Source organism: Bacillus sp. JJ1533 (assembly GCF_036965045.1).
Classification (GTDB): Bacteria; Bacillota; Bacilli; order Bacillales; family Bacillaceae_L; genus Ferdinandcohnia.
The window spans coordinates 85908-99480 of sequence record NZ_JBALOV010000035.1 but is presented as its reverse complement, the minus strand read 5'-3'; the positions used below and the strand labels follow the sequence as shown (position 1 = coordinate 99480).

At 36.5% G+C, this 13573-nt stretch carries 19 protein-coding genes; 8 read left to right on the top strand and 11 right to left on the bottom strand.

All coding sequences use genetic code 11. The features are described 5' to 3' along the window. Positions 1-164: 164 nt before the first annotated feature. The gene (locus tag V7138_RS18100) at positions 165-446 is read right to left on the bottom strand and encodes a YlaN family protein (protein WP_335399975.1); all 282 of its coding nucleotides are present in this window, start codon (positions 444-446) and stop codon (positions 165-167) included. A 212-nt stretch (positions 447-658) separates the two neighbouring features. Between V7138_RS18100 and V7138_RS18095 the strand changes: the two genes are divergently transcribed. Beyond that, positions 659-1156, top strand: a complete 498-nt coding sequence (locus V7138_RS18095; RefSeq protein ID WP_335399973.1) for a peptidyl-prolyl cis-trans isomerase — start codon at positions 659-661, stop codon at positions 1154-1156. Between the two features lie 58 nt (positions 1157-1214). Here V7138_RS18095 and V7138_RS18090 read toward each other — a convergent pair whose 3' ends face one another. Further along, positions 1215-2543 (bottom strand): PhoH family protein, encoded by a 1329-nt coding sequence (locus V7138_RS18090; RefSeq protein WP_335399971.1) that lies wholly within the window; start codon positions 2541-2543, stop codon positions 1215-1217. Positions 2544-2770: 227 nt separating this feature from the next. Between V7138_RS18090 and V7138_RS18085 the strand changes: the two genes are divergently transcribed. Then, positions 2771-3361, top strand: coding sequence for a YhcN/YlaJ family sporulation lipoprotein (locus V7138_RS18085; RefSeq protein WP_335400599.1), 591 nt, complete (start codon positions 2771-2773; stop codon positions 3359-3361). Positions 3362-3519: 158 nt separating this feature from the next. After that, the gene (locus V7138_RS18080) at positions 3520-3723 is read left to right on the top strand and encodes a YlaI family protein (RefSeq protein ID WP_335399968.1); all 204 of its coding nucleotides are present in this window, start codon (positions 3520-3522) and stop codon (positions 3721-3723) included. Positions 3724-3793: 70 nt separating this feature from the next. On the opposite strand, the gene V7138_RS18075 is transcribed toward V7138_RS18080, so the two are convergent. The 3 genes from V7138_RS18075 to typA all read right to left on the bottom strand — a co-directional run bounded on the left by V7138_RS18075 (position 3794) and on the right by typA (position 6306). Then, positions 3794-4078, bottom strand: a complete 285-nt coding sequence (locus tag V7138_RS18075) for a hypothetical protein (RefSeq protein ID WP_335399966.1) — start codon at positions 4076-4078, stop codon at positions 3794-3796. Between the two features lie 11 nt (positions 4079-4089). Continuing rightward, positions 4090-4395, bottom strand: coding sequence for a YlaH-like family protein (locus tag V7138_RS18070; protein ID WP_438824381.1), 306 nt, complete (start codon positions 4393-4395; stop codon positions 4090-4092). A 69-nt stretch (positions 4396-4464) separates the two neighbouring features. After that, on the bottom strand, positions 4465-6306 hold the full coding sequence (gene typA, locus V7138_RS18065) for a translational GTPase TypA (protein WP_335399963.1): 1842 nt from the start codon (positions 6304-6306) through the stop codon (positions 4465-4467). Between the two features lie 148 nt (positions 6307-6454). Between typA and V7138_RS18060 the strand changes: the two genes are divergently transcribed. Beyond that, the gene (locus tag V7138_RS18060; protein WP_335399961.1) at positions 6455-6640 is read left to right on the top strand and encodes a YlaF family protein; all 186 of its coding nucleotides are present in this window, start codon (positions 6455-6457) and stop codon (positions 6638-6640) included. 19 nt (positions 6641-6659) lie between these two features. Here the strand turns inward: V7138_RS18060 and V7138_RS18055 are convergent, their stop codons facing one another. Both V7138_RS18055 and V7138_RS18050 read right to left on the bottom strand, forming a co-directional pair. Then, positions 6660-7454: an inositol monophosphatase family protein gene (locus V7138_RS18055; RefSeq protein ID WP_335399960.1), complete on the bottom strand. Its 795-nt coding sequence runs from the start codon at positions 7452-7454 to the stop codon at positions 6660-6662. 132 nt (positions 7455-7586) lie between these two features. Then, entirely contained in the window at positions 7587-7775 is a 189-nt protein-coding gene (locus V7138_RS18050) for a hypothetical protein (protein WP_335399959.1), read from the bottom strand. 205 nt (positions 7776-7980) lie between these two features. On the opposite strand from V7138_RS18050, the gene V7138_RS18045 reads away from it, so the two are divergent. Then, positions 7981-8616 carry a YktB family protein gene (locus V7138_RS18045; protein WP_335399957.1) on the top strand — a complete coding sequence of 212 codons (636 nt, stop codon included), beginning with the start codon at positions 7981-7983 and terminating at the stop codon, positions 8614-8616. A 69-nt stretch (positions 8617-8685) separates the two neighbouring features. Here V7138_RS18045 and V7138_RS18040 read toward each other — a convergent pair whose 3' ends face one another. Together V7138_RS18040 and V7138_RS18035 are read right to left on the bottom strand one after the other, a co-directional pair. Continuing rightward, positions 8686-8949 (bottom strand): UPF0223 family protein, encoded by a 264-nt coding sequence (locus V7138_RS18040; protein ID WP_335399954.1) that lies wholly within the window; start codon positions 8947-8949, stop codon positions 8686-8688. Between the two features lie 11 nt (positions 8950-8960). Continuing rightward, positions 8961-9920: an NAD(P)H-dependent flavin oxidoreductase gene (locus V7138_RS18035; protein WP_335399952.1), complete on the bottom strand. Its 960-nt coding sequence runs from the start codon at positions 9918-9920 to the stop codon at positions 8961-8963. A 254-nt stretch (positions 9921-10174) separates the two neighbouring features. Between V7138_RS18035 and V7138_RS18030 the strand changes: the two genes are divergently transcribed. Then, on the top strand, positions 10175-11647 hold the full coding sequence (locus tag V7138_RS18030) for an aminotransferase class I/II-fold pyridoxal phosphate-dependent enzyme (RefSeq protein WP_335399949.1): 1473 nt from the start codon (positions 10175-10177) through the stop codon (positions 11645-11647). A gap of 58 nt (positions 11648-11705) precedes the next feature. On the opposite strand, the gene V7138_RS18025 is transcribed toward V7138_RS18030, so the two are convergent. Continuing rightward, positions 11706-11822 carry a GapA-binding peptide SR1P gene (locus tag V7138_RS18025; RefSeq protein ID WP_335399948.1) on the bottom strand — a complete coding sequence of 39 codons (117 nt, stop codon included), beginning with the start codon at positions 11820-11822 and terminating at the stop codon, positions 11706-11708. A gap of 279 nt (positions 11823-12101) precedes the next feature. Between V7138_RS18025 and V7138_RS18020 the strand changes: the two genes are divergently transcribed. After that, positions 12102-12530, top strand: a complete 429-nt coding sequence (locus V7138_RS18020) for a DUF1885 family protein (RefSeq protein WP_335399947.1) — start codon at positions 12102-12104, stop codon at positions 12528-12530. Positions 12531-12591: 61 nt separating this feature from the next. Here the strand turns inward: V7138_RS18020 and V7138_RS18015 are convergent, their stop codons facing one another. Further along, positions 12592-12831, bottom strand: a complete 240-nt coding sequence (locus tag V7138_RS18015) for a hypothetical protein (RefSeq protein ID WP_335399944.1) — start codon at positions 12829-12831, stop codon at positions 12592-12594. 311 nt (positions 12832-13142) lie between these two features. On the opposite strand from V7138_RS18015, the gene V7138_RS18010 reads away from it, so the two are divergent. Further along, complete coding sequence (locus V7138_RS18010; protein ID WP_335399941.1) at positions 13143-13520, top strand: thioredoxin domain-containing protein; 378 nt, start codon at positions 13143-13145, stop codon at positions 13518-13520. Positions 13521-13573: the final 53 nt, after the last annotated feature.

Sequence of the window (13573 nt, the reverse complement as noted above, 5' to 3'; positions counted from 1 at the left end):
CTTATAATCTTATATCCTACTAAATTGTAAATAATAATATGTAACGCGTGAAAAACCTTTTTATAAAAGTACTGTAAAAACAGAAACCTGTAAACCCCATCTTATAAAAAAACTCAAATTATCCAAAGGTGCGGATAATTTGAGTTGATTTATCTATTCGTTACCTATTTTCGGGTTGAAGCTTCATGGAGAACGGATAATTCACGTTCAAGTTTTGAGATGAGCTCTTTTCCTTCAGGCCCCTCTATCAATCCTAATCGAACTGCAAAATCTATTTCCCTGGATAATCCGAACATTTGCGTATCCAGCACTTCTTCATACAGTGGACATTGAGGCATGGTTAAATTATCCATTTGAACTTTAATAAGTTTTAATATTTTTTCAGCATCTGCTTGTAGTAAAGCCAATGCTTTTTCACGATGATTCACCGAAATCTCTGAAGTCAATTTATAACCCCTCCGTTCAGAAGCGATACCTAATCCTATCTATAAATATTAACCTTTATACAGTAAAATTGCAAGAATAAATAGATAAGACTATTATTCTTTAATTTCGATTTCCTTAATAAATAGCGCTCTTATTTGAAGATTTAACGTGTTGATACTTCCTATTACGGTCCAAAACCTCTATAATTATGGTTGAAAGGAATGATTCATGAATGAACTCAATTATTATGATTGAAGGACAAACAAAATTTAAAATCACACTTGATCCTAGTGTATGGATTTTTGATGATCGTAGAGTAGATTTACTTACATATTTCGAATCAGATCAAGACGTAAAGGAAGATTTAAGCGAATACACAAAATCGGTGTCAAAGCATTGGGATCGAGAAATCCGCGAAGGTGCGATTTACCCACCGACTTTAAAAACAGAGAAAAAATTTTTAAAGGAAAAAGCATTAACGGGTACATTTGGAATCCCGTTTGGGGATTTTCTTAAAAATGCGGAACCACTTGAGGACGCTACCATCTTAAAAATTGTTCAACAAGACAAAGAAACAACGATTCCACTCAGTGAAGCATATGATGCCGTTCTGGGATTTTCAAAAGAAGGTAAGCCCTTACGTGAAGATGGTCCTGTCCATTATTATTTCGGAGATGGCTCTAATCGTGAGAATCCTATAAAAAATATAACTCGTTTTGTCATTGAATGACATGAAAATGAAGCCTGTTCCAACCCTCTAAACGGATTAGTACAGGCTTTCCTCATTCTTAAAGAATATCTGCTGCTAATTGTGCAAGACCTGACCGTTCTCCTTTTACTAAGCGAATATGACCGGCAATCTTTTGGTCCTTAAATTTCTCTACGACATATGTTAATCCATTGTTGTATTCATCTAAATAGGGATGGTCAATTTGTTCAGTGTCTCCCATAAACACGATTTTACTCTTTTCCCCGACTCTTGTAAGGATTGTCTTAACCTCATGCTTGGTTAAATTTTGCGCCTCATCAATGATGATAAATTGCTCTGGAATGCTCCTGCCTCTTATATAGGTTAGAGCCTCAACCTCGATTGAGCCCATTCCTGCTAGAATAGCATCCAATTCTCCAGGCTTTTTTGTATTAAATAAATATTCAAGATTATCAAAGATTGGTTGCATCCACGGCCTAAGCTTTTCCTGTTTTTCGCCAGGTAAGAAACCAATGTCTTTACCTACAGGGACTATTGGGCGAGCGACCAACAGCTTTTTATACTGCCCTAAATCTTCTGTTTGCATTAAACCGGCTGCCAAAGCTAGCAATGTTTTCCCCGTTCCAGCCTTACCAATTAACGTCACCAATGGAATATCATCTCTTAATAGCAGTTCAAAGGCCATGGTTTGCTGTACATTTCTTGGTTTAATCCCCCAAATATGATCCTGTTTAAATTGGAGCTTCTTTACTACATTACCTGACTTATCAACAATCCCAATAGCGGATGACGAGCCCCCTAATGCATCTTTTAATAAAATAAATTGATTTGGATAAAATGGGTGATTGACTAACTCTGTAACATGAAGTTCCCCTTTTTCATAAAAAAGATCAAAAAGATTACGGTTTATATAAATTTCGAGAAATCCCGAATAAATATGATCAACCTCAACAACACGATCACTTAGAAAATCTTCGGATTGTAACCCTAGTGCATCAGCCTTTACACGTACCAATGCATCTTTACTGACTAAAATCACCTGTTTTCCATTCTCTTTTGATTGTTCTTCCAATGAAAGGTTTTTAGCCACGGCTAAGATGCGATTATCGTTTGTTTTCTCTACAAAGATTTCTTGAAGTTCGTGAAAGGATCTATGGTTTAATTCTATCCGAAGGCTTCCACCTGTTTCAAGCAGAATTTTTTCATGCAGCTTCCCTGTTTGCCGTAAATTATCAATAAGTTTTGATACGTGCCTCGCATTTCTGCCTATTTCATCCATATAACGTTTTTTTGAGTCTACCTCTTCTAACACTACTGCGGGTATAACAACCTCATTATCGTCAAATGAGAATATTGCTCTAGGATCTTGCAATAATACATTCGTGTCTAATACATAAATTTTCCCCAAAATCACGCCTCCTACTCAAGTGTGTTTCATATTTTTGTTTTAGGAGTGAAACAGGCTATTCATTTTGTGTGAATATTTTTATTTTATTATATTAGTCAATCCTTATTTTGTTCGTGTGAGGACGACCGTTGATAAAAATATATGTAGGGATGAATAAAGATAGAAGGATTATTAAACAATAAAAAAAGAAAACACTATGAACGATGGGAGGCAATACGGTGAGATATATTAATATCCTTCTGTTCTCAAGTATACTTTTTATTGTTTCTGGCTGCGGTGCAAATAATAATGCTGGAGAAGATGTAGACGATGCACGTGTAAAAGTTCAAAATACAGTCGATAACAATGTTGACAGAAAAACAGGACAAGAAATTGCTAGCCATCTTGTCGAACTCGCAAGCAGTGTCCCAAAGGTAAATGATGCAACTGCGGTTGTATTAGGTAAGTTTGCAGTGGTCGGCATTGATGTAGATGCCAATTTAGAACGCTCCAGGGTTCAAACCATTAAATATTCAGTTGCTGAAAGTTTACAGCACGACCCACACGGTGCAAACGCAATTGTAATTGCAGATGCAGACACATTTGAACGTCTGAAGCAAATGAGGAAACAAATTGAGGATGGAAGGCCTGTAACAGGTATTTTAGATGAATTAGCACAAATTGTGGGTCGTTTGGTCCCTGATGTTCCAAGTGATTTGATTGATAATCAAAATACAGAACCTACAAAAACAAATGACAAGCAGTTAGATCAAAAAGATCAAAAAGAACTTGATAAAGAACAGCAAGATCAGTCTAATGACAAAATGGGTAATAGATAATTGCTATGTAGTGCGAGGAAAACCAAAAGTTTTTCTCGCGCTTTTTTGCATTTACACTTAATATATTCTCCTCTAAAAAGACAAACTTTGTCAGAAAAGTAAGTAATGTTGTATAATGAAAAAATAGATACTAGATAACATTTGAGGGGTTCATAAAAATGAAAGTAAAATGTGTAATATGTGATAAAATTGAGGATATTAAGGATGAATCTAGCCTCGCTAAACGACTAAGAAATCGCCCAATCCATACATATATGTGCCAAGACTGCCATGATCGTATAGAAACAAGAACAAAAGAACGAATTGCAACGAATAAATTCAAACTATACCGCAAAAAGAAAACAGATGATGATTGGTGGTAAAAAGAATAGCGCTGAAATCTAGAAAATAACGCACAAAAAAAGCCGAGCAGACCTGCTCGGCTTTTTGCTATTATTCGTAATTCTGATATCGCTCGGGATGTTGCTGAATTTGATTGTGCATAACCTCAATTAACTCAATTGGAAACCGCGCACTTTTCGATTCCCCATCAATTTTATATTTCACGAGATACATGAAATCATCTTTCTGAATTTCGATATCCTTAAGCTTAAACTCATTAACCAAAATATCTTCAAAAAGATCGAAGGTTTCCTTGGCTGATTTATCATCAGGTCTTGCTTCAGCCACAACTTTAATCGTCAACCAATTATAAATTGCATCCTGCAAGGATTTCATCAGATTACCTCCTACGCTTCACTTTTCTTTGTTTGGTGAAGACGAATTTTATAAATAAGTAAAATAGCAGCGGTAATCGCTAATCCTTCCGCAATCGGTAAGAATGCACCTAAAAACGTTAAAATTGTACAGCCTAAGGCAAGACATCCGTAAATGACTATATTTTTTAATAAAGGTAGTTTTTTTGCAAATCCCAAACGAAACACGATAATCGTTAGGAGTAGGATTACAACATACAATATATTAGCACCGACATTTGGAGTTGTCGAACTATAGATTGTTTTTGCAATCGGCCACATGTGTTCATAGACATCCATATCCACTCATACCCTCTTTCTCACACTTTCCTATCATTAAAGTATCAGAAAGGGACAAGGTTCACAACCTTATTGATTCACTTCAGCAAGTTTTTTTCGTTTTGCTGCTTTTTCACGTTCATTTTTATCAAGAACCTTCTTACGTAAACGGATGGATTCTGGTGTAACCTCACAATACTCATCATCATTTAAGTATTCAAGTGATTCCTCTAACGACATAATCCTTGGTTTCTTCATTGTCGACGTTTGGTCTTTGTTTGCTGAACGCATGTTTGTCATTTGTTTTGCTTTTACGATATTAACCGTTAAGTCATTTTCACGGGTATGTTCACCCACAATCATTCCTTCATACACTTCAGTACCAGGCTCAACAAAAATCGTACCACGATCCTCTACACCCATAATTCCGTACTGAGTTGCTTTCCCAGATTCCATTGATACTAGAACACCTTGTCTACGTCCACCTACATTGCCTGAAGCCATAGGTTTGTAGCTATCAAAGGTATGATTTAATATACCAAAACCACTAGTTAAGGTTAAAAATTCAGTTGTATAACCAATCAGTCCACGTGCAGGCACCATGAAAATAAGGCGTACTTGGCCATTACCATTGTTAATCATATCTAACATTTCGCCTTTACGGGCACCGATGGATTCCATGATGGAACCAGTATGTTCTTCGGGTACATCAATTTGAACACGTTCAACGGGTTCGCAGCGAACACCATCGATTTCCTTTACAATAACTTGCGGTTTCGATACTTGAAGTTCAAAGCCTTCACGGCGCATATTCTCGATTAATATGGATAGGTGAAGCTCTCCTCGACCTGAAACAATCCAAGCATCTGGAGAATCGGTATTGTCTACGCGTAAACTTACATCGGTTTGAAGCTGTGCACGGAGACGTTCCTCAATTTTACGTGCTGTTACATATTTCCCTTCACGTCCAGCAAATGGGCTATTATTCACAAGGAATGTCATTTGTAATGTCGGTTCATCAATATGAAGAACAGGGAGGGCATCTTGGTGCTCAATCGGACAAACAGTTTCACCAACATTAATATCCTCCATACCTGATACAGCAACTAGATCTCCCGCTTTTGCTTCCTGGATTTCAACTCGTTTTAGTCCTGAGAATCCAAAGATTTTTGTTACACGGAATTGTTTTACACTGCCATCTAATTTCATGAGAGCAACTTGTTGTCCAACATGCATTGTTCCTCTGAACACTCGTCCAATTCCAATTCTTCCAACATAGTCATTATAATCAAGTAATGCTACTTGGAATTGTAACGGTTCTTCACTATTATCAATTGGAGCAGGAATGTTTTCAAGGATACAGTCGAATAATGCTTCCATATTCTCATCCTGTTGGTGTGGATCAGTACTTGCTGTTCCATTGAGTGCTGAAGCATAGACGACTGGAAATTCTAATTGTTCTTCAGAAGCATCCAGCTCGATAAATAAGTCGATTACTTCATCGATAACTTCCTCTGGGCGCGCAAAGTCACGGTCGATTTTATTTACAACTACGATTGGTCTAAGATTTTGCTCTAATGCTTTTTTCAATACAAACCGAGTTTGCGGCATACAGCCTTCATAAGCATCAACAACTAATAATACACCATCAACCATTTTCATAATCCGTTCGACTTCACCACCGAAGTCAGCGTGTCCAGGAGTATCCATAATATTAATTCGGGTATCCTTATAATTAATTGCCGTATTTTTGGCCAGAATGGTGATACCGCGTTCACGTTCAATGTCATTTGAGTCCATAACACGTTCATCTACGTGCTCATTTGAACGGAAAGTTCCTGATTGATGAAGCATTGTATCTACAAGTGTTGTTTTACCATGGTCAACGTGTGCGATAATTGCTATATTTCGTAAGTCATTGCGTGTTGTCAAGATTTAACATCTCCTATTATCAAATTAAGGAATTAATTATTTTTACATTTTTTTACTATTAAAAAGAACCGGAACTAAAATATTATATACCAAAGAGTAGAAATAATACACATTTTTTTGTAGAATAATGAGGAAAGGGGCCATTTTAATGAAAAACGTGAATATTCCAATGCTTCTCTTTGCAATTGCGACAGCGGTTTTTATTATGCTAATTGGTGTATCGATTGCTGAAAAAAGTCTGTTAGGTATTATTCTGTCTATTATTGCAGTAATTATTGTTACAGGTTTAGGATTTTCTACAAAGAAAAAAATGCGTGAGAACGGCAGGTTCTAAACTGCCTCCCACGCTTTTTTTACTTTCTTTTTAAAAATTTAGTAAAGATTTCTTTATGGAGATTTGGTCTTGCAACAAAGATACTGTTCTCCTTTAAAAAGTCTAATGGTTCCCCATCAAGGGTTGTGATTACCCCACCTACCTCGTTTAATAAAACTACTCCGGCTGCAAAATCCCAAGGTGATAAGCGCATCGTGATGTATACATCAATTCTGCCCGTTACAAGGTAAGCTAATTCTAAAGCCGCTGAACCGTAAGAACGAGTTCCACGAACCGCATTGACAATTGGGATTAAGATTTTAGGATCAATTCGTTTATTCTCTGTTACCCAAGTAGCATTTATGGCAACAATTGCTTTTTCAAGAGGAACTTCCCCTAATGGTTCAATTCTACTGGAGTTAAAATAAGCACCTTGGCCCTTCCGTGCATGATAAAGTTCATCATGGACGACATCGTATATAAGCCCTATCTGCCCCACCCCATCTTCATATACCGCAACAGAGATTGCAAAATTACGCTGTTGATGAACAAAATTCATCGTGCCATCGATTGGATCAATGATCCACGTAATACCTTTTAATGATTTGATTTTATCTTCTAGGCCCTCTTCCCCTAAAATTTGATGGGAAGGAAAAGTTCCATGGATTTTTTCGATGAAAAATTGCTCAGTCTCTTTGTCCATATTCGTAACCAAATCATCGGGATTTGACTTTGTTTCAACTACAAGCTTCGCCTGGAACGAATCTCTAATCCGTTCTCCTGCTTCTCGTATCCAATGTTTAGCGTAGTCTTCTATTTCATTCCAATTAACCATTGTATGTACCTCACTTTTTTCATCTCACCGGATAGTATACGTTAAGTATTTGTCTTTAAAGCTTACTTTACTTTTTTACTGAAAAGCAAGCAATAAGGAAAGCGAACCAATTTTGGTTCGCTTTTGTGACTTTTATGCTTCAAGTTTTACTATTTCTTTGCTCAATTTTTGTAGCTTCTTTTTACATTCAGCTTTTTTCACTTCATCATTTTCAATCATCGCATCATAAAGGGTTGCCAATTCATAATCAACTTCTAAACGTAACACCGCCATACGCTTCTCTCCGTCTTTACGCTTTAAATCATTAATCACTTGTTTCAATTTCCGCACCCCTTTCTTCTATTTCAATTCACTTTCCCATATTGACTGTTCCACTTGTTACTATTATCTTATGAGAAAACTGGAGCATTGTAACAAATATGTGCGAATACCTAGATAAGCATTAGTTTTATCAAGCAGTCTAGTACAGAATTTCTTATGTTTTTGGTAAAATACCAGTAGGATTATTAATAGGAGGATAAAGCTAATGACTTTTACAGGGTTTACAAATAAAGACTTTGACGTGTTTACAATAGATGGACTTGAAAATCGAATGGATGCGTTAATTACACATATTCGACCTAAATTAGAGGATTTAGGGAATCATTTTGCTCCAACACTCTCGAGTCTTACTGGAGATGAAATGTTTGCACATGTGGCAAAACATGCGAGAAGGACAATCAATCCGCCTAAGGATACTTGGGTTGCTTTCGCTAATAATAAACGAGGTTATAAAATGCTGCCACATTTCCAAATCGGATTATGGGAAACACATCTCTTTGTTTGGTTTGCTGTGATTTATGAAGCTCCAATCAAGGCTGAGTTTGGTAATATGCTAATGGAACATTCAAAAAAAATCAGAGAAAGTATTCCAAACCATTTCCTATGGTCAGTTGATCACACAAAACCAGATACACATAATCATCAAGAGTTAAACGAACAAGAACTTGAATCCATGTTCAGACGGCTTCAAACTGTCAAAAAGGCTGAAATTCTTTGTGGAATTAACATTCCTCGAGAGGAAGCAATCCATATGCAGGCAGAAGAGTTAGTACGAGTAATTGATGCAACTTTCAGAAAGTTATTACCATTATACCAGTTAGCCCAGAAAAGTTCAAAGTAGACTTTTGAAAAACGACCCAAACTAACATAGAAAAAGGATGTCCTATTCATCATAAGACATCCTTTTTCTTTACATTTTGATTAATTCCGATGTTTGTTTTGCTTTTTGAATTACACGATAGGCAGAATAACCACTCGTTTCCTCAAATTCACCACAAACCTGTTTTTCTTCAGCTTTGCTTGGAACAATTTCTTTAAAGCGCTTATACGCTTGCATGAATTGTTCCCTTCCAATTCCCTTCTCATATGCCTTTTCCACACATTCAAAAAAGGCAATAACATCTACGACCTCATTCGTGCTCCAATCATAAGAAATTGGATATTGATAATCCAACGACCTCACCTCTATTTACTCCACTGTTTCCTAATTTCTTCGGCCTCAGTGATCATGCGCTCAAACAGTTCAGCAACTGTTGGTTCGTCTTTAATAAGACCCATAACCTGCCCAGCCCAAGCATATCCACCATCTAATTTTCCTTCATAAATATAGCTCATATTAGCTTGACCACTTATGTATTCCTTTAATCCTTCATATCCGCTGTTTGCCTCCTCTAATTGAAGAATTTTCGAAGTCCACTCATTTGAAATCGCCCGACCAGGTGCCCCAAGTGATCGTTTAATCACGACTGTATCATTTTCAGTTCCATTTATCAACGCGTCTTTATAGCCTCGGTGTGCATGCACACATTCTTTCGTGGCAATAAAACGTGTTCCCATTTCGATTCCTTCAGCCCCTAAGCTTAATGCTGCCATCAAGCCACGTGCATCACCAATACCACCGGAAGCAATTACTGGAATAGATACGGCATCGACAACCTGCGGAATAAGAACCATTGTTCCGATATCCTGTCTACCAAGATGACCACCGCCCTCTTGGCCAACAACCATCACGGCATCTGCCCCAAGTTCTTCAGCTTTTTGGGCCTGTCTTCTTGCTGCAACAAGAACAAGCTTCTTTGTATTAACCCCTTTTAATTGCTCAAAAATCGGAGCAGGATTTCCACCAGTCATCGTAATAACAGGCACTTCTTCCTCGATCGCAACCTCAAGCATGTCTGAAAAAGGTCTTCCGTGTTGTCCTATCGCATAGTTAACCCCAAACGGGTTATTCGTGAGTTCTTTTACTTTTTTAATTTCATTGCGAAGTTCTTCTGGTGTTTGAAGTGACATTGCTGTAATTTGTCCAAGCCCTCCGGCATTTGATACAGCTGCAGCAAGCTCGGAATACGCTAAATAAGCAAGTCCTCCCTGAATGATTGGATATTTAATACCTAATAGTGTTGACACCTTTGTTTCCCAATTCATGAGACTCCCACCTTTCAACTAATCCAATTCTAGATAAGAACCAAAACTCCTCCTTTTTGATTTTACAAACGAGGTGCTATAAAAAAAACAGAAAAGTTTAACAAGACAAAAAAGGTTTAATAATTATAAGCCCGGACAATTTAAAAGAGAGAAATATTTTTATATGCAAACAGGTAGAGAAGTGCTATAATTCACTTGTTTTATGTTGAAATACATGTATTAATTCAATTTATATAAAGAGGTGTGGTTATCAATTGTCACAAAATGAAACACCATTATTTACTGGTCTAGTGGAACACGCAAAAAAGAATCCAACCCAATTCCATATTCCTGGTCATAAAAAAGGAGCTGGAATTGATCCTGAATTTCGAAACTTTATCGGTGATAATGCCCTTTCCATCGATTTAATCAATATCGGACCTTTAGATGATCTCCATCAGCCTAAAGGCATCATTAAGCAAGCACAAGACCTTGCTGCAGAAGCTTTTGGTGCAGATCACACATTTTTTTCAGTTCAAGGTACCAGTGGGGCTATCATGACAATGGTAATGGCTGTCTGTGGCCCTGGAGATAAAATCATTGTACCTAGAAACGTGCATAAATCTGTCATGTCTGCCATTGTTTTTTCGGGTGCAGTTCCTATTTTCATTCACCCAGAAATCGATAATCAATTAGGTATTTCACATGGAATTACAACAGATTCAGTTGAAAAGGCACTTGAACAGCACCCTGATGCAAAGGGATTGCTTGTTATAAATCCAACTTACTTCGGGATAGCTGCAGACCTAAAAAGAATTGTCGATATTGCTCATTCCTATGATGTTCCCGTCCTTGTTGATGAAGCACATGGTGTTCATATTCACTTCCATGAAGAGCTTCCTCTTTCTGCCATGCAGGCTGGTGCGGACATGGCTGCTACTAGCGTCCACAAACTTGGCGGGTCAATGACACAAAGCTCTATTTTAAATGTAAAAGAAGGTTTAGTATCAGCTAACAGGGTGCAATCGATTTTAAGTATGCTCACCACAACTTCTACCTCTTATTTATTACTGGCTTCTTTAGACGTTGCGAGAAAACGTTTAGTCACAGAAGGACACGACCTGATTGAAGAAACCATTAAATTAGCTAACTATATGCGCGACAGCATCAATGAAATTGAAAAATTATATTGTGTTGGTCGAGAAATTTTAGGCTCTAAGGCAACATTTGATTTTGATCCAACAAAATTAATCATTTCAGTAAAAGACCTCGGCATTACAGGATCTGACGCAGAAACTTGGCTGCGTGAAAAATACAACATTGAAGTAGAGATGTCCGACCTCTATAACATCTTATGTATTGTGACGCCTGGCGATTCCAAAACAGAGGCTGAATTACTAATTAAGGCACTAGCTAATCTGTCTGACGAGGTATCTCATCTTTCAGGATCAAGAATGGTTCCTGAAGTATTACTGCCAGATATTCCTGTTCTTGCTTTGTCACCCAGAGATGCATTTTATTCTGAAACAGAAGTTGTGTCATTTGAAGAATCTGCAGGTCGTGTTATAGCAGAATTCGTGATGGTATACCCGCCAGGAATACCGATCTTTATTCCAGGTGAAATCATTAGCGAAGAGAACTTAACCTATATTCAAACAAATATAGAGGCTGGCCTTCCTGTACAAGGACCTGAGGATTATGAGCTAAAATTGCTTCGTGTCATCAAAGAACATAAAGCAATTCGTTAAATCAAAAAGAAAGCATGCAAATTCTGCATGCTTTTTTCATATTGTTTATTAAGTCCAGTTAGTTTTCTTCGTGATGGCAATCGCAGTGGTCGCATGTTGAATAAAGTGTTGTGACCTTCTCGTATTCAAAGTGCTCGATTGTCTCGTTGCAAGCTTGACAGATGATTGTACCCATTATTCAAAGCCCCTTTCGAAAAGTAGATTTCCTTCAACTCAAATTGAAAACGTTTTATGTTATGTTATTTATATAATAGTATGTCACATTTATTTCGTCAATGGTTAATTGTATAACACTTTGAATTTTTTTTACGAATTATTATCATAAATCTAAACAAATTACATAAATCAAGGACTACATTAATCTGAAGTTGTAACTATTACCAATTCAATGCTAGAATAGGAGTGAATTCAAATAGATTAGAAGATTTATAATTTTGGAGTAGGAGTGAAAAGTTTGGAAAACGCATACATAAAGCTTGTCCCTAATTCAAACGCACAAAAAATTTCACTTGACGATGTAAAAGACCTCTTTAGCTACTACATAGACATTACAGATAAAACTGGTAAACAGCTCAATTGGGATTATGATGACGCTGCATTTCCTTATCAAATAAAAGAATTAAACCAAGAAAAAAACTGGTTTTACTTAAAATCAGATCACCCAAAATACCATGCCATTGTAGTTGGAGTTGGCCAAGAGGCAATGGAAGACGAAAATGGTGAGAACTCTGGCAATAGCTATATACAAGTCACCCTGCCTCAAAGTTCCACTGCAGGTGATAAAGGAAAAGCAAACGAATTTTGCAAGTTCCTAGCTAAAAAACTTGAAGGTGAATTACACCTATTTAATGGACGCATTATGTACTTTTATAAAAGAAAATAACCTGTTTTTGTGACCTTTATAGAAAATAACAATAGACCATATCCTACGGATGTGGTCTATTTCATGTAAAAGCCCAGAAAACTTTTTCAAACGAGAAAAAACAAAAAAATGAGATGACTGTTAGCAAAAAGGATCCTTTTCGTGTCAATCCAATTTTGTTAGCAATCAAAAACGCGAAATAACAAAAAATCATTAATAAGATACCTCTTGCTAGAAGACTGTCAGAGCCTGATAGCCATTTTACCAATGAAAAAGCACTCCAAATTAACACTTGAATTAACCCAATTACATATACCTTCATGAAGATACTCTCCTTTTTCCAGTATTAAAGGAACAAAGATTATGTAAGGAGCTTCAAAGCAGCAATGTCTTTGTGACCCCATAATTGCGTGGGCCTAGGCTTGTTTTCTAATATATTTTTTTTACTATATTAATTATTATGCACAGAAAGATGGTAGTATTTTTCATTTATGTAACAAATCGATTACATTGGAAAGAATTTTTCGAATACATGATAAAATAAACTGGAATGAAAAATAGGTGTTTTGTATTATTCAATTTAGCAGTAATGGCCTATAATTATGACTATTTTATGGAAGAGTGATTATAAAAATGAAAGCATATACCCTAATCATACTTTCTTTTTTTATTCTTTCCTCGTGTTCCACGCATAAGGCACAGCCACCAATACCGGAAACCGATGAAAAACAAATTATCTTCTTTTCTGATGAGGAAAATCTCCGAAATGAAAGTAGCTATTATGATGCATTGCTGGAGTTAAAAAATAAATACCCAAATGAAATTGCAAATATGAAGGTTGTTTCCTCTAATGAGAACCGACTTTATTCAAAATATCAGATTGAGGAATATCCATCATTATTAATTGTCCAACAAGATAAAGTGCTTGAAAAAATTGAAGGAAATATGGACAAAGATGAAATAATCACTCCTTTAGAAAATATATTATCTTCTTCGACTAGTTCAAAATAAAAAAATTGTATCTCTTCTAATACTGGACAGCAAAAAAATCGCCCCAAAATGGA